Consider the following 16,865-nt stretch of genomic DNA (forward strand, 5'->3'; position numbering starts at 1 on the left):
CGGAAATGTCCTTTTCTCTTTATAATAAAACTCACTGAGTCACTTATGACATACAACAGGGAAGCCAAATGAAATTACGGCTCCACCTTCCTTACGGTTATCTGCCTGAATCAGGCCCCCACAACGCTCAACAATTGCCCGGGCGATGGCGAGTCCAAGTCCAGACTCACCATCCTTGCCTTTGACAAATCGGTGGAACAGAGTAGTAAGTATTTCCTCCGGAATACCCGGCCCATCATCCGATACGGTTAATTTAGTACGCCCATTATCAATACTTGCGGTGACATAAATATGTTCATTCGCGTATCTTGCGGCATTAGTTACTACATTCAATAATGCTTGCAGTATCTTATCTTTGTCTGCCATAATAATCAACTCTTCGTCTTGCGGGCAGTTGATGTGTAGGCTAAGTCCCTTTTTCACCAACATTGGATTAACGCGTTCAACCGTTTCCGTCAACAGATCCTTTAGACGCACCCTAGTGGGCTGGAAAATATCCTCTTCACTGTCCAGTTTCGCAAGTAACGTCATTTCAGTTACGATTTTTCCTAATCTACCACTTTCATTTAATATAATATCTAATCCCTTGCGAATGTTCTCTCCTTCGAAAATTCCGTCCCTAATTCCTTCTGCATATCCCGAGATCGACATTAGCGGAGTCTTTAGTTCATGTGACGCATTCTGAAAAAATTGCTTCTGCACCAGATTGAACTTGTTGAGTTCGTCCGCCATTTCAAATACGGTTTGCGCAACGGCTCCTATTTCTCCGCTGGCTTGAATCAACTTCACATCAGTAAACTGTCGATCCTTTACTTTCTTTAACTCTTCTCTTAAGTTCATTAACGGTTGAATTAGTTTCTTAGTAATAAACAAGCTGAGAAGGAACATAATAGCTCCGACTGCGACAAACACAAGAATCAGTCGACCTAGCAGCGCCCGCTCAATAGATTTAATCTTGCTCATCGGTGTAAATAACGTGAGCTTCCCTTGCGGTATTGATTTTACCTCTACAAGATATTGGCTATCATTGCCGTCCCAAATACTCTGCAGACTGGTAGAAGCGGTTATCGAACCTTGCAGGGGTATCGCCTCAATTGAGATCGCATCGCTTACTGGCAATGTTCCCGAAACAATATTTCCTTGCTCATCCGAAACGATTGCTTCAATACCCGCATATGCAACAGGGATCAAAGAAGACTGCATTTCCACAGTTTCACCTATACTTGATGGGGTGGAATTGGTCTCTATTAATGTGGCTGACATTGCTGCTCCCAATGTTTTCATGTCTTCCTTCTGCGTACCAATGAAATGGTCAAGTAGCACGTAATGGATAATTACACCCGTAATGGAAAGTATCAAAGCCAGCGACAAACCGAAGGCAAGGTTAATTTGGTGTGTGAGTTTCATTGGATGACTCCCCCTTAACTGATCTCATTCGATAACCATGCCCCCACACCGACTCGACAGGTAGACGTTCTATTTTTTTACGCATCCGTTTAATCAAATGATCAACAGCGCGGTCGCTGCCGAAATAATCCTCGCCCCAGACAGATGTCAGAAGCTCGTCCCTTGTAAAAGCACGGTTCGGATGTTCAGCAAGCACTTTCAGCATCAAAAATTCTTTACTCGTCAGATCCACTTCTTCCCCGTACCAAATAACGCGTCTCTGCTCAAGCATGAGCTGAAGTTCTCCAATGTCAATCTGAGTAGGCGAAGCTTCACTTACAACTACCTTTTCTTCGGGATTGTTTACTTTACTCCATCGCTCCAGTTGTCGTTTAATGCGAGCCACAAGTTCACGAGGGCTGAACGGTTTGACTAAGTAATCGTCACTGCCCAGTTCCAGACCGAGTATTTTATCCACCTCATTATCTTTGGCGGAAATCATAATAATCGGTACCTCCGCTTCATTTCGGATACGTCTACACAATTCATACCCGTCCATTCCAGGTAGCATAATATCCATAACCCACATACTCGGGGGATTTGTTCTCCATAATGTCCAAGCTTCTTCTGCATTAGCCAAACCTACGGTCCGGTAATTCTCCTTATGCAAATAGGCTTCAATCAAATTGCGTATATTCTCGTCATCATCCACGACAGCGATGAGATAATCTTTGTTCATCAAGCGTACCTCCTGTGTTTTCTCTTTAGTGATTATACCAAAGGTGATCGCACTGAAAGTGTATTGCCATTGTTTTTCCACAAATCCACCAATATTGTGCCACACCTATTCTGTAAATTGATAACTGTAAGACAAACCAAATTACAAGGAGTGTTACGTTATGAAGCACAATCTGATATTCAAGCACGTTGCTATGTCCGCCCTATTACTGTCAGCTATCGGAGCCCCTGTTGTTGCCAATGCTGAGACAGGACAAAAATCGAGAGAAATCATCTCTAGTCAAGTAACTAAATTGGATACAGTCGCTACAACTAAAATGATGAGTCTCAACCTTAATGATCCACTAGAATTAGCGAAAAAATACGCCCCAGAAACAGTTAGCGATTGGGAGTCAACCTTGGATAAATATAAGAAGCTTGTTACACAAGGTGAATTCTTCGCTTCTGATTTGAAATTAGTTGCTTCTACTGCCGCCGTTTCACTAGACAAAGACATTGTGGCAATTCCTTTGAACAAGTCTATTGTAATCACACCTTCTGTTAATGATACACCTCTAGTAGAAGGATCAGCTCTGGAAGCTATTGAAGCAGAAAATATTAAAGCCTCATTAGTAGTAACTGCTTCTGAAACCACAGGTGATGCTATTACTATACAAGCTACCGCTATAAGTTCAGTGCCCAGCCAGCTCTCTTCTTTGATCAAAGCTCAAATTGAACTTGCAGAAGCTGTAGAATCCAAAGATTGGATCATGATCAAGTCAGCGCTTAACCAACTTCTGAAGGAATACAAAGAGCAAATTGTTGAACACGAAGCTTCCACAGCGGATACCGATAATGCAGTACCAGCAGTACCTATCAAGAAATAAGAATCAGATATAAAGAGAACAGTTGCATTTAAAACTTTCAGGAGATATGAAAATAGAATAATCCCTCCAGCGATAACGTTGGAGGGATTGTTGTTGTAAAAATGAATTACACGTGATATTTCGCAGTTGGTGCGTTCAGAACCCATTCTAGCATTTCTATTCTTATCTGAAGTTGATCTACTACTTCTTGATTATCTGCTGTCTTCATCTTGTTCATTGTCATCTGTAGCTCATTAATTTTGCTTTTAATTTGATCTTCACTTCTCATCATTACACCCACCTAATATTCTGTCGGATTTATTATGCTCTATTTTAACCCGAATTTACTAGTTAGAATCAATGCTTCCCCTGCATTCTAGACGATAATAGGGAATGTTTAGTGTTGGTTCGAAACCAAGTCTTTGAGCCGGTTTGTAGGAACCCTCATTATCCAATCGACATGCCCAAACCGGCTCCAATTGATGATCTAGGCAATATTCGATTAGGGCTGAACATACAGATAACGCGTAACCCTTCCCATAATGTGCTTCTGCAGTCTCAATTCCGATCTCCAATTGATGTTCATTCCGAAAAGCAGAAAATGCAGTAGATGCGATTTCACCTTCGCATACCAAGCTATAACCCATACCTACCGCAAGGAACTGATCGACATCCCGCCAAAAATACCTAGGAATCACTCCACCCGTTTGGGACAAAAACATGTCCTTCGTCATTTGAATGATTTCATGATCATGATGACGTAACTGTTCCTTCATTTGGTGATAAGTTTCTAGATTAAAACTAAAATTGACTCTGGTATTTTTCATGATGATCTGCTGTTCGTTTAATTGAGTCGTCATGGAATCTATTTTGTCAGCCCAAGTTCCTGCCGGATCTACCTGCAACCATTCTGATTTGCGGATATTTGATTCTTGATTATTAATATATTCATATAGATCACGATTAAACTGTTCATTGTCAGAATTACCGAATAACAACGACATCCCATAAGGGTGTGCCACATAAAAGGCTGTTGGTTCCTGGACAGAATCAACATAAATCTTACCCAGAATGCGTTGCTCAACTACCGCTTCAGCAAATAACGTATTAATACCCACATAACTTAACGGCTCTATCGCTTTGTAATAGTCTTTATTCTCTAGAACTATCATAATCATTCTCCTAACTGGGGTTTTCCATATTTAACTACAACATGCCACAAGAGCTTTAGTTCTTGAAGCGTGTCTTTAGATGTTCCACGATCACTCCAAGATTCTGGGTTTCGTTTTAAATCCACTGCTGCTGCCCCAATAATGCTTGCATCGATATAATCTGATTGTGCAATACGTTTCGCCAAGGAAGGCATCGATGGCCCCCTGAAATCATCCGGAACTTCGTCTACCCTCAACCTGGATCCCCTATGCCAATAAAGATCAATTGAATACTGTGAGCATATTTGTTCTAATAATCGCCCAACATGTGTACCCTTGAATGAAGGATCCGCAACAAGTACTTCCACATCTTCTTTAAGAGAAATATCACCATGAACCTGGGCTTCAATGTATTGGTTAAACGTGCGAACAGGCATTACAGTTGAAGGATCAGAGATGGGTCTATCAAGCTGATTCAGTAAATGATCAATTAATCTCCGCGGTGTTAGATTCTTTTCGCCAAGAGTGCAATCTCTTGTAAAGGCATCGCTCAGCAGTGCGGCTAGTATATCACTAAATTCAGCATAAGTTCCTTTTTCCTTTGGTTCTAGATGGGAGTCCAGATAAGTATAAGTAGAGCGAGATGATACTCCAGTTTTTAAAAGAAAATAGCATGACCCAAAGCTTGGAGCTGGGCCATCAGGATGTAACATCAAATGGAGCGCTCCGTACTTGGGACGTTGGTTCATTATACTTTCCAAGTCATATGCTCCGCCAAACATCCTCTTCTCCCACAGGTCACGTGCACCACCTGGATACGCCGATACACTGCCATTAGATATTAATGTTTCAAATTGACTCTTATACATCCCTTGTTCTAGCAATCCTTCAGCAACGCTCTTCATATTCGAATCTAATCTATCTGGATGAAAATGTAAGGCGATCCTAGCGTTTGACTTCAACTTAATAATGGCAGATTCATAGGTCTCCCCTGAAATATTTGACATGTATAGAACTTCCTGAATGGTTCGTTCTGCTTCTTCGTTACGACCTTTAGCGTACAAAGTAATGTACTCAAGTGCCGATAATTGTGACTTAGATAATTTCATAGAGTCTCTCATCAACATCACCTCTTCATTCTTGTAATACTATTGATGTGTAATTATATTCCTCATGATCCTCTGAGACTCCTTTTGCAAATATTCTGATAAATTGAACGTTTTCAGAAAACTCTGGAAAAAGTCACGTAAGATACTTTATTTCATCCCCAAGTCTAGTTGATTTCGAAGTCATCTAGTAATAAAATGAACTAATCTTATGGAAAAGGATGCGCAGAAGCATGTCGTTAACAGTACCTCGTACACTCAGCAAAAAATCCATACTATTCTTTTCAATCATCATGCTAGCAAAAAGTTATTTTGCTTGGTATTTTCTATTTGAAGACGGACCTACTTGGACCACTTGGCTGAAAGAAATTCCATTTGTTCTCCTCGTATTCTGCTTGATTGAATGGTTCGCTACAAAGCGAAAACTCGCGATTTACATGCTTGTCAATTTATTGATTACCGTCTTGTTTTTCTCATTAATTGTATATCATAATCATTTTGGAATTATTGCTACCTCTCAAGTTTTAGATCAGGTCAAGCAAGTTGGAGCCGTAAAGAAGAGTATTTTCTCAGTTCTTCATCCACAATACATACTCATTTTTTTGGATATCGTTATTATTAGCTATGTTATGTTTAAACGTCAGAAGGCGCTCGATTGGAAGAGGGCGATGTCAAGGCAAACTAATCGTAAAGTGGTTGCCTCTTTGTTCTGTATTTCCGTCGTGATCTGTTCGTTAAATATTTTCCCTAACCGGGCAAGTATGAATGAAACGGTTAAAGCAGAGCAGATGGGCATTCTCAATTATGAAGCCTATGCGCTGATCGCCGATCAAGAGGAAGAGCCTATTGATGTTGCTGAAATTACACAGGCGGTTATTGATCAAACGAAGGGGATAGAGCCTTCAGATCAACCAAACTTATATGGAGCGGCCAAAGGAAAGAACCTCATTATTATTCAAATGGAGTCTTTCCAAAACTTCTTAGTTAATCTCACCATTGATGGACAAGAAATTACACCTAACATGAATCAGCTGGCAGGAAGCAGTTATTATTTCCCGCGTTTCTATCAGCAGGTTGGTCAAGGCAATACATCTGACGCCGAATTTATGGTGAACACTTCGTTCTATGTTCCACCTGATGGCCCAGCTACTCAGATGTACGCTCCCAAAGAGCTTCCAAGCTTACCAAAACTGCTTCAAGGGCAGGGTTATGATACTGCTACGTTCCATACAAATGAAGTTGATTTTTGGAACCGTGGGGAACTTTACATCGCATTAGGATTTAATCGTTTCTATGACAAGAGTTACTTCGGTGAAGAAGATACCGTTTTCTATGGAGCGTCTGATGAAGTACTATATGAGAAAACTGCTGCGGAACTGGCTAGAATGGATAAGAATGATCAACCTTTCTATTCACATGTAATCTCGATGTCAGCGCATAATCCTTTCACAATTCCAGAGGACAAATACAAAATGGTACTCCCAGAACGTTACGAAGGAACGTTAGTCGGAAACTATATTCGCGCACAAAATTACGCTGACTATGCGCTTGGCCTCTTTATCGATGAACTCAAACAAAATGGTGTATGGGATAATAGCTTAATCGTGTTGTACGGCGATCATCGAGGACTTCCTATTTTCTCACTTGGAGAAGATGATCACATCTTACTGGAAGAGATTCTTGGTCACGAATATACGGAACGCGAGTTGATTAACATTCCATTAATCATTTCATCAACGGGTGTTACAACTTCAAGCGTGAAAGAACAATTAGGCGGGCAGGTAGATATTATGCCTACCGTGTCCAACTTATTGGGTGTATCACTTGATGATCATATTCATTTTGGTCAAGACCTATTGAATCAATCGACTTACAACATCCTTCCTCAACGTTATTATTTGCCAACGGGATCCTTCGTTAATAACGAAGAGCTCTTCTTATCAGGTAGCGGGTTTGATGACGGCCAACATTATACATTATCTGGTGATGGTATTAGGCCACTCACAGCAACAGAAGATGAATTCGAACGAGCGCTAGAACTCCTTCACTTATCAGATAGCTATGTTTCACAATTACCTGATAGAGAAGTAAGCGAGGAATAAGGAATATTGCATTTACTAAAAAAACCGTCGGAGAGCTGCTACATGCTCTCCGACGGTTTTTTTTATAACTCAACATTACTCAAAGGACTTCATAAAATCTTCAAGCGGCTTCAACAACCTAGAACGATCAAGAAAGTAGTAGAATCTATTATCTGTTCTTGTAAACTTAACCACACCAATTTGCTGCAGAAAGCTAATATGATAGGACACAGTTGGCGGTGAAATATTCAACGCTTCCGCTAACTCCTGACCAAACCATGGGCGTTCAGATAGTAGACGAATAATTCCTATTCTGTTCACATCCGATAGTACTTTGAAAAATTGTGCTTGTCTCTCTGATACAACAGATTCACTAAACAATAGGTAAGAATAAATACCTACAACAAACCAATCCGCTATGTCCTCCTTATAAGAAGAGTAAGCATGACAGCTTACATATTTGAAGAAGCTCAAATGAATTATATAACCCGCCGAATGATCTTTCAGATCATCCAAGTTCATAAATTGCCTAATAAATAATTCTGGCGTTTCCGCTAACATAACCTCATATCGTGGTTGTTCCGTTTCAATGCACTGGATAATGTCAGCTTCAAAAGGTGCGAAACTTACCGCATAGAATCGACTCAATAACAAAGTGAATCGCTGTTTGATCTCTTCAGGATTCTCCAGCGCTTCAACTACCCTGACTCTTCTATGTTCATCCTGAACCTTAGTAACACCAAGCAGCTCCAAAAGCCCTGACTTATTCCCCAGCAGAGCCTTATATGCCTGTGATCCTTTCGCCGGCAACGTGTTTTTACATACACTTTCAATAATTCGAAACACAAATTCATCAGCCGTATCCTGCTGGATCTTCTCTACTACGTCAGTCACCTTACTTAAAGTGGGATTATGGATAATGTATTTATAAAAAATGAACCCCAATCCACTCGCATCAAAAAAGTACGTTAATTCTTGTTGAATATAATGGGAAAGTGTCTTGCCCATCTTCTGAAGCATCCCTGTGATTTCATCGTTTGGCTCCAAATCAAATGCACGAATCATCTCAATAAATCCTTTATCTGTTCCTAACGCAAATAATGAATTCATGAACTCCATCGGAGTACTAATGCGGATGTTAATTGTATTTCTCATGAATAACTGCCTCTATTCATTGATTGAATTTGGTAAAAATCTTATTCATCATAACTGATCCAATCATGCTTCGTCAATGCATTAGATAATTATCAAATACATATTGATTTAATGATTATCTAATATATAATCAAATTACATAGTCATAAAATGGGAGGTTAATTCCATGATAAATAAGGATCAATTACTAGATCGACTGGATGCGATCGGACAGAGTTTAAGTAAGACGGAACAAACCTTGCTATTACTAGGTCTAGGCTCCGTTGGAACGGAGTTAAATCGACTGGATGCTTATTCTGATCTTGACTTCTTTGTCATTACCAAACCTGGTTTCAAAGACCGTTTTATCAATGATCTGGACTGGTTGAACCATGTCTGCCCTCTCTCCTATCAGTTTCGTAACGCAGATGTAGGTTGGAAGATCATGTTTGAGGATGGAATTTACGGTGAATTTGCTGTATTCGAAGAAAGTGAATTGGATCATATTCCTTGCCATGGTGGTAGAATTGTCTGGTGTGAACCAGGTTATGTACCGCAGATTGCTACCCTAGATAAACCGGTTTCAAGCAAACGCCCTGATTCTTTGGACTTTCCTCTGAATGAAGCAGTAACTAACCTATATGTAGGTCTTTGCAGATATGCTAGAGGAGAGAAAATGTCTGCACGAACATTTATCGAATCATATGCCATGGGGCAAGTCATCGCTACATTACATTTACATAAAGCAGAACTCCCCTTTGATCTTGATCCATATAGTAATGATCGAAGAGTTGAGTCAAGATTTCCTGACTTTTCCGTCCATTTAAGTGAGATGCTCCAGGGATATGATAAGATCCCCCAATCTGCTCTTCACATTTTAGCTTATATAGAAAGCATTTATCCTGTGAATACCAAACTATCCCAAGAAATCAAAGGCTTAGCTCTGCACTTGGGTGCAACCCTATTATAAGGAGGAACTAGATTATGTTAAACGTACTCATTTTAGGTGGTACAACCTACGATTCCATTATTTCCTTACCCCAGCTTCCACAACCCGTGCCGCAAACGATCCATTATGCTCCTTTTCATGAAACCATAGGGTCAACCGGTGCGGGTAAAGCAATTAATCTAAGCAGACTAAACGTCCCTTGTGTATTACATTCCATCATTGGCGATGATCCCTATGGGCATAGAATTACGAAGACTCTCCAGCAGGCTGGTGTAAATTTTCAATACGACATTGATCCTAAGGGAACAGAACGCCACGTGAATCTAATGGATCAAGAAGGGAATCGAATATCTATCTTTGTCACGCAGTCCTCCGAGCACCCTCCCCTAGATTTGATCAAACTTGAAGAACTTATTAGCCAGTGTGATCTCGTAGTGCTGAATATTATCAGTTACACCAAGGAATTGATCGGCTTGTGTCAGAAATATCGTAAACCGATCTGGACGGACCTTCATGATTATAATGGTACAGAGAGATATCATGATGATTTTATCGAGGCCGCTGACTATATATTTATGAGCTCAGATCGTTTAGAAGATTACAGAAGCGTTATGGAGACTCTTCATCACAAAGGTACGAAACTGATCGTTTGTACTCATGGCAAAAAAGGAGCAACCAGCCTGACGGAAGACGGAGTTTGGAGTAATAGCAGCATTATTGCGGATTACCCGTATAAGGATGCAAACGGCGCTGGAGACAGTTTCTTTTCTGGATTTCTGTATGGATATTTGCACAATAAATCTTTGGAGGAATGTATGGGCTTGGCCACCATTTGTGCCGGTTTATGTATCACATCTGAAGAATTAGCCTACCCGAGCTTAAGTGAGGAAGTCGTTACACAAGAGTATGAAAAGTATTACGAAAAAAGTATCTAACACTCTATAAGCGAAGTTTTCTAATTTCATATCAATAGATCCTCTGGTATCACCTGTATGTGATCTAGTACCTATTTTCGCAAATTCTTGTGATATGACGTAACAGCAAAAAGCAGGATCAACCAGCGGAATACCGCTTGTGATCCTGCTTATTTAACAATGGACAGGTATTAGTTTACCGTGAAGTTATTTCCGTAGTTGTTATCCCAATAGGTTTGACCGCCTGCTGTAAGCGAAATGGCATACTTAACCTCTGTCGCATTTGGAACATAAAAGTTAAAATTCCAAAACTCTACTGAATTCAAATTATTAGCAGAACCATTATAGGATGCATATCCTTCTTGAGTTGTTGCCCAATTATCAGTAGTATATACTACTTTTACTGTTTTATTTGGGCTCACATTTTTTACAAATATACTACCATCGAAAGTATCACCTATCAGATAAGCATGAGAGTTAAGCAAGTTTGGTTCACCCAAAATAATGCTAGTTGGGGAGTAGTTGTTTGGCGTATTATAATAGTTAGCGTAACCATTGTTATCCCAGTATGTTTGCCCATTTACATCATATTTAATTGCAAACTTAACAAAATTGAGGTCTTTCAATTCAGAATGTTCCGTTGTACTATTACTAGTGGAAATTTCAAATCTCCATTTCTCCTTTGAACTTGTTGTGGGACCAACATAAGAAGCGCTTGTATCATACCAAGTGACATCATCGGTTGTATAATGAACAGTTACAGCTTTCGTTGGCCCTAAGTTTTCAACCTCAATATTGCCATTGAACCCAACAAATCCAGACTTATAGAATCTGGTTATTTGGGAATCTATAAGACTAACTTCATTACCAGCAGCAGATGCCGAAATAAGAGATCCCAAAGATGTTAATCCAAAAATTAGAGTGAAAAATGTTAATCCTACTACTAGTTTTTTTAATGATCGCATGGTATTCTCTCCTTTTTCTAATTTAATTTTCGGTATACATCTGTGTCTATCATGATGAGATCATGAATGTATTTTCGCCAATTATGATTCTCTATCCCTCCTTCTAATCAAACATATGAAAATTCATTCCCTAAGCATTCAGAAAGCAAATCATTTGCTTTCATTCTCATAATATATATTTTATGTAACTTTATGTAAATAGTATTAAAGTAGTATTCCTATCGGAGGGATATACAATATTTCTAGGACTAATGCAGGTATTAATTCTTATATACTTAGGATACAGCTTGAGAAGTTGGAAAGATCAACTGTAGGAATCACATGCTAGAGTATGAGTGTTGATGCTTTCATTTACCCTCGATCTTCTTGTAATACTGCTGAGGAAATGATTGGAAATAGTGCTTGAAACGATAGCTCAGAGCAAACAAAAATACACCTGAGAGCTACTAACATGCGCTCCGGTGTATTATGTATAACTGGGCAAAACTTGATCTATGCTCTTTGTTTACGTGTCATAACATCGAAGATAACTGCAGCAGCTAACACGCCTCCGCGTATCATATACTGATACGAAATTCCTACTCCGAGTAAATTCATCCCACTAGAAAGTGATGCCATTACGATTGCTCCGATAATGGAGCCTGTAACTTTACCAACCCCACCAGCAGCGGATACGCCACCTACGTAAGCAGCTGCAATCGCATCAAGTTCAAATAATGTACCCGCAGTTGTTGTTGCCGATTGCAAGCGCGCAGTGAATAGGAGACCTGACAGAGCTGATAACATTCCCATCGAGCAAAAAACAATATACGTAATCTTCTTTACGCTTATCCCGCTTAAATTCGCAGCTTCGGGATTACTTCCAACAGCATAAATATGCCGCCCAATTACGGTTGAAGTCGTCAAGAAATGATATATCACAACTACGATCAATACAATGACAATCGTCCAAGAAAATCCGTTATAACCTGCCAAAATCCAAGTGATATAAGCTATGATGGCGGATATGAATACCACTTTTACAGCAAACATACCGTTCGAAATGACTTCAAAATTGTATTTGAGTTTATTTTTCCGCTTAGAAAACTCAAAGTAGATGAACAGGGCGATAATCAAGGCGCCGATAATCAAAGATAGCAAGTTCAATTGGCCTATTTTGGCGAGAGCAGGAATAAATCCATTTCCTATTGCGTTAAAATGCTCATCCTTAATACTTATTGTTCCGGTTTTCTCAGTGACTTGCAGTAACGCCCCCCTGAAAATCAACATCGCTGCTAAAGAAGCCACAAACGACGGAATTCCCATTTGAGCAACTAAGAACCCATTAAATAAGCCGATGATAATTCCAAGCACTAAAATAATCGGTATCGTGAGATAAAATGGAACTCCAAACTGAGTAAGTAGGATAGCTGCAATGGCTCCCATAAACCCAGCCGCAAATCCGACCGATAAATCGATATGCCGAATTACAATAACTAGCGTCATTCCAACTGCCAAGACAGCGATATAACCCGTAGCATCGATCAAATTACTAATATTCCGTGATGACATAAATAATCCATCTGTCATGATTGAGAAAGTCGCCATAATAACAAACAAAGCAATGTACATCCCATAATCTCGAATATTAACAGCAATCAACGATTTCGCTTCCTTAAGTAATTTCACCGGTACTCCTCCTATTGCGTTGCAAGCTTCATTATTTTTTCTTGATCCGCTTCATTTACGGGTAGTTCACCTTTGATTTTTCCTTCAGCCATAACGTAGATCCGATCACTCATACCTAACACTTCAGTCAGTTCGGATGAAATCATAATGATACTCATCCCTTCACTGATCAATTTGTTCATGATCGTATAAATTTCATATTTAGCCCCTACGTCTATGCCGCGCGTAGGTTCGTCCAGAATAAGCAAGCTTGGATTAACGAATAACCATTTGCCCAAGGATACCTTCTGCTGATTCCCTCCACTTAAATTACCAACCAATTGCTCCACAGAAGGTGCTTTTATATTTAATGACTGTTTGTATTCATTAGAGATTTTGACCTCTTCATTGTTATTGATAATTCCTTTCGCAGAAATCGCATTAAGATTAGCAACGGATGTATTTTGCTTAATATCCTGAATCAAAAATAAACCATCACCTTTTCGATCTTCCGTCACATAGGCGATTCCCGCATTAATCGCGTCTTTGGGATTTCTAAACGTATTTCTGACACCGTTCATAAATAATTCGCCACGCAATTTATAAGATTTCGGATTTCCGAAAATACTCTGAGCTAATTCCGTTCGTCCAGAACCCATCAAGCCTGCAATGCCGACGATTTCACCTTTTTTCACATGCAGATTCACGTCTTTTGCGACTTCCCGTCCAAGCTTGGGATCATATGCTGTCCAGTTTTGGATTTCAAGCACATTGCTGCCGAATTCTTTTGTATTTCTCTTTGGATAAATATCATCGATTTCACGGCCGACCATATTCTTAATAATTACACTTTCAGATATTTCATTCTTAGAAGCGTCTAACGTACAAATCGTCTGCCCATCCCGTAGAACAGTGACTTGGTCTGCAATCGCAATCACTTCTTTCAGCTTATGTGAAATCATGATGCAGGTTATCCCTTGTCTTTTCAATTCTCTTAGTAGCTCTAATAAGTTCTCACTATCGTTCTCATTTAGTGCAGCCGTCGGTTCATCCAGAATAAGAAGCTTCACGTCTTTACTCAATGCCTTAGCGATTTCTACAAGCTGCTGTTTACCCACACCTAAATCCTTGATCAAAACTTCAGGGTTAACGTTAAGCTTCACTTTGTTTAGCATCTCTTTAGCTCGTACAATCGTTTGATTCCAATCTACTAATGAACCCTTTTTAACTTCGTTCCCTGCGAAAATATTTTCATATACAGTGAGATCGGGGAACAAGGCAAGTTCTTGATAAATGATAGCAATACCTGTTTTGACGCTATCACTAATTTTCGAGAAACTTTGGACACTACCCTCGTATACGATATCTCCCGAATATGTTCCATGAGGATATACTCCGCTAAGAACCTTCATCAAGGTTGATTTTCCCGCACCATTTTCACCGATCAAACAATGGATTTCACCCTTAGTCACTTTGAAATTTACATTGGAGAGCGCTTTGACGCCTGTGAATTCTTTGGAAATATTGTTCATTTCTAAAATGTATGGATTCATAATTAGCTTGCACTCCTTAACAAAACAAGTCGTAGAATCGAGGAATAGTGATAGACGTATCTATCACTACTCCGTCCAAACTATGGTTATGTGCGATTATAGACCAGTGAATTCTTTTTCTTCGTAGTACTTGGAATCGATAAGTGACGCTTTAACGTTTTCTTTATCGACAGTAATAACTTCAGTTTGTTTGGCTTGCACATCAATTTTACCGTTGTTATAAGAACCAGTAGTTTCAGGTGTTTTGTTTTCCAAAATGGATACCGCCATTCCAATTGAATCTTTAACAAGACTACGTACATCTTTGAATACCGTCATCGATTGCTTACCGTCAATGATGTATTGAATGGATGCTTTCTCAGCATCTTGCCCTGAAACTACGTAACTGCTAATTGCACTATCCGAACCGAATACGTCAGCGATCGAACGAGCCGTGCCATCATTTGGAGCTAAGATCGCTACATCGCCTTTTTGGTCGGCCGAAGCAGCTGTTAAGTGTGTTTGCGCCTTGTTTTTAGCTTCGTTTGCATCCCAGTTTGTAGTCACTTGGCTGATTATCTTACTTTGTTGATCACGGGATAATTCTGCTGTATCTTTCAACGCAACAGCTTCACTGGAGTTAGCTATTTTGAAAGTGCCATCAGCGATTTTTGGTTGAAGTACCGTCCAAGCACCTTGGAAGAACAAGAACGCGTTATTATCAGATGCGGCACCAGCGTATAAGTACAATGGCTGGCCATTGCCTTTGGCATGATCAACTAAATACTGTGCTTGTGCTTTACCTACTGCGATACTATCAAAAGTTACATAGTAATTAACTGCATCTGTCTTTGTTATCAAACGGTCATAAGAAATGACTTTGATGCCTGCTTTTTGAGCTGCTTCTACGGCTGCTGCTGCTGCATCGCCATCTTGAGGACAAATGATAAGTACTTTAATTCCTTTTGCAATCAGAGAATCTACATTTTCTTTCTCTTTGGCGGAGGAACCTTGGCTAAACAAAATTTCAACCGAATATTTCGTATCCTTCAAAGCATCTTTAAATCTTTGCTCATCTTGCACCCATCTAGGTTCATCTTTAGTAGGCAATACGATCCCCACGTCAACTTTGCTGCTTTTACCACATGCTGAAACTACTACTGCGAGCATCATTACAACGAGCAAAAATGGAATCGATTTCAGAAGCTTTTTCATTTAAAAAACACTCCCCTTTTTTGTTTACTTGTTAATTCATGATGATAATATCATTTGAAATTTCATCCTAGAATAGAAAATCCTCATCTGTTTCTTGAATATACTCATCACATGTAAAATTCCACGTTTACCTAAACGAAAAAAAACCTCCAAAGACTTGAAGGTTTGCTACTTGAAGAAAATGGAGTTTATAAATATATGAAGATCAGGCAGATGTCCAAGCGACCCTATAGCCGCCTGCATTAGATAGTTAGAAATTTGGTGATTATTTACTCTACAAACCTCAGCTTGTTACTTTCATTTATTATATATTCCATATACGCCAATGCATCATTTCGTCTCGCGAAAATAGACTTATAATACGATTTTGGATTCCCCAAACGTAATCTCATCGCTTCATTTATAATTTTGTGCCATCTTTCCGGCACGTTATTGATTGCATATTCACCTGCACCAACTTTGGATGTTATCCCTTGTTCATTAAATGAATAGTATAGACGAGAAACTCCCAGGACTCCCCATTCAATTGATTTCACACTAAACAGCAAATCAAAATACTGGACAGAGAGAAACCTCTCGCCTCTTTTTTTCCAGTTAACCCAATAAGAATTAAGATTATCCTGCATACGACTCATTAATAGGTTCCATTCAATTGAAAAGTTATATTGTGAAGGTTCTTTTCCAAGGATGCATACTCCATAATTATAAAACTGGAATACGTCAATTGAGTTTTTTTGAAGCTCTTTAGTACCTTGAATCTCCCCATCGTTAAAGTAAATACAGGTCTTGGCCTCTGTATCTAACCCCGTAATATCTTCCTTTGTTATGTAAATCCCATCTAAACTCATCTGAGGATATGAGCTTTGAATCTCTTTATGGATTTGTTTGAGAATGGCAATGTCCGCTTCCGATAGATCTCTTTGTATAACAGCCATAAAATCAACATCGCTCGAACCTTCAACAAACGCTCCTAATGAAATTGAACCATATAAATAAAACCCATTAAGTAAATCAGGTAATTGTTTGTTGAGCTTTTTTAGATAAATAGTTAATAATACTTTAACCTTATGAGGGACTCTAGTGTTGTGAATAATGAAAAAGCACCTCCACATAAAATAAGAAACATGACCAATCCAGATTAGCATGTTTTCACATCATATGAAACTACAAAAATCGTAAAATCAATTAACCTATTCAGAAAA

15 protein-coding genes are annotated in these 16,865 nt (G+C 39.3%); 4 read left to right on the top strand and 11 right to left on the bottom strand.

Annotated elements, in window-relative coordinates; all coding sequences use genetic code 11:
• Positions 1 to 39: 39 nt before the first annotated feature.
• Together NST85_RS17420 and NST85_RS17425 are read right to left on the bottom strand one after the other, a co-directional pair.
• Positions 40 to 1,407, bottom strand: a complete 1,368-nt coding sequence (locus NST85_RS17420; RefSeq protein ID WP_127190661.1) for a sensor histidine kinase — start codon at positions 1,405 to 1,407, stop codon at positions 40 to 42.
• Positions 1,385 to 2,125 carry a response regulator transcription factor gene (locus NST85_RS17425; RefSeq protein WP_127190662.1) on the bottom strand — a complete coding sequence of 247 codons (741 nt, stop codon included), beginning with the start codon at positions 2,123 to 2,125 and terminating at the stop codon, positions 1,385 to 1,387. The genes NST85_RS17420 and NST85_RS17425 overlap by 23 nt, the downstream gene beginning before the upstream one ends.
• Positions 2,126 to 2,285: 160 nt before the next feature.
• Between NST85_RS17425 and NST85_RS17430 the strand changes: the two genes are divergently transcribed.
• Positions 2,286 to 2,990 carry a hypothetical protein gene (locus NST85_RS17430; protein WP_127190663.1) on the top strand — a complete coding sequence of 235 codons (705 nt, stop codon included), beginning with the start codon at positions 2,286 to 2,288 and terminating at the stop codon, positions 2,988 to 2,990.
• Positions 2,991 to 3,096: 106 nt separating this feature from the next.
• Here NST85_RS17430 and NST85_RS17435 read toward each other — a convergent pair whose 3' ends face one another.
• Genes NST85_RS17435 through NST85_RS17445 form a run of 3 tightly spaced genes read right to left on the bottom strand, consistent with a single transcriptional unit; the run spans position 3,097 to position 5,229 of the window.
• Entirely contained in the window at positions 3,097 to 3,261 is a 165-nt protein-coding gene (locus NST85_RS17435) for a hypothetical protein (RefSeq protein ID WP_170220111.1), read from the bottom strand.
• A gap of 55 nt (positions 3,262 to 3,316) precedes the next feature.
• The gene (locus NST85_RS17440; RefSeq protein ID WP_170220120.1) at positions 3,317 to 4,141 is read right to left on the bottom strand and encodes a GNAT family N-acetyltransferase; all 825 of its coding nucleotides are present in this window, start codon (positions 4,139 to 4,141) and stop codon (positions 3,317 to 3,319) included.
• Between the two features lie 2 nt (positions 4,142 to 4,143).
• A complete protein-coding gene (locus NST85_RS17445) occupies positions 4,144 to 5,229 on the bottom strand; it encodes a DUF3626 domain-containing protein (protein ID WP_127190780.1) in 1,086 nt (361 codons plus the stop codon).
• Between the two features lie 230 nt (positions 5,230 to 5,459).
• On the opposite strand from NST85_RS17445, the gene NST85_RS17450 reads away from it, so the two are divergent.
• Complete coding sequence (locus NST85_RS17450) at positions 5,460 to 7,328, top strand: LTA synthase family protein (RefSeq protein WP_341189955.1); 1,869 nt, start codon at positions 5,460 to 5,462, stop codon at positions 7,326 to 7,328.
• Positions 7,329 to 7,403: 75 nt separating this feature from the next.
• On the opposite strand, the gene NST85_RS17455 is transcribed toward NST85_RS17450, so the two are convergent.
• On the bottom strand, positions 7,404 to 8,462 hold the full coding sequence (locus NST85_RS17455) for an ArsR/SmtB family transcription factor (protein WP_127190666.1): 1,059 nt from the start codon (positions 8,460 to 8,462) through the stop codon (positions 7,404 to 7,406).
• A 166-nt stretch (positions 8,463 to 8,628) separates the two neighbouring features.
• Between NST85_RS17455 and NST85_RS17460 the strand changes: the two genes are divergently transcribed.
• Positions 8,629 to 9,411 (top strand): hypothetical protein, encoded by a 783-nt coding sequence (locus NST85_RS17460; protein WP_127190667.1) that lies wholly within the window; start codon positions 8,629 to 8,631, stop codon positions 9,409 to 9,411.
• A gap of 14 nt (positions 9,412 to 9,425) precedes the next feature.
• Positions 9,426 to 10,325: a carbohydrate kinase family protein gene (locus NST85_RS17465; RefSeq protein WP_127190668.1), complete on the top strand. Its 900-nt coding sequence runs from the start codon at positions 9,426 to 9,428 to the stop codon at positions 10,323 to 10,325.
• A 170-nt stretch (positions 10,326 to 10,495) separates the two neighbouring features.
• Here NST85_RS17465 and NST85_RS17470 read toward each other — a convergent pair whose 3' ends face one another.
• From NST85_RS17470 to NST85_RS17490, 5 genes are all read right to left on the bottom strand, one after another.
• Complete coding sequence (locus tag NST85_RS17470; protein ID WP_127190669.1) at positions 10,496 to 11,269, bottom strand: carbohydrate-binding protein; 774 nt, start codon at positions 11,267 to 11,269, stop codon at positions 10,496 to 10,498.
• A 492-nt stretch (positions 11,270 to 11,761) separates the two neighbouring features.
• Complete coding sequence (locus NST85_RS17475) at positions 11,762 to 12,880, bottom strand: sugar ABC transporter permease (protein WP_370877667.1); 1,119 nt, start codon at positions 12,878 to 12,880, stop codon at positions 11,762 to 11,764.
• Between the two features lie 68 nt (positions 12,881 to 12,948).
• Positions 12,949 to 14,469, bottom strand: a complete 1,521-nt coding sequence (locus NST85_RS17480; protein WP_127190671.1) for an ATP-binding cassette domain-containing protein — start codon at positions 14,467 to 14,469, stop codon at positions 12,949 to 12,951.
• Between the two features lie 96 nt (positions 14,470 to 14,565).
• Positions 14,566 to 15,663 (bottom strand): sugar ABC transporter substrate-binding protein, encoded by a 1,098-nt coding sequence (locus NST85_RS17485; protein WP_127190672.1) that lies wholly within the window; start codon positions 15,661 to 15,663, stop codon positions 14,566 to 14,568.
• 269 nt (positions 15,664 to 15,932) lie between these two features.
• The gene (locus tag NST85_RS17490) at positions 15,933 to 16,598 is read right to left on the bottom strand and encodes an aminoglycoside adenylyltransferase domain-containing protein (protein WP_211350034.1); all 666 of its coding nucleotides are present in this window, start codon (positions 16,596 to 16,598) and stop codon (positions 15,933 to 15,935) included.
• Positions 16,599 to 16,865 lie beyond the last annotated feature (267 nt).

It is taken from the genome of Paenibacillus sp. FSL K6-2524 (assembly GCF_038005525.1).
GTDB lineage: Bacteria > Bacillota > Bacilli > Paenibacillales > Paenibacillaceae > Fontibacillus > Fontibacillus anaericanus.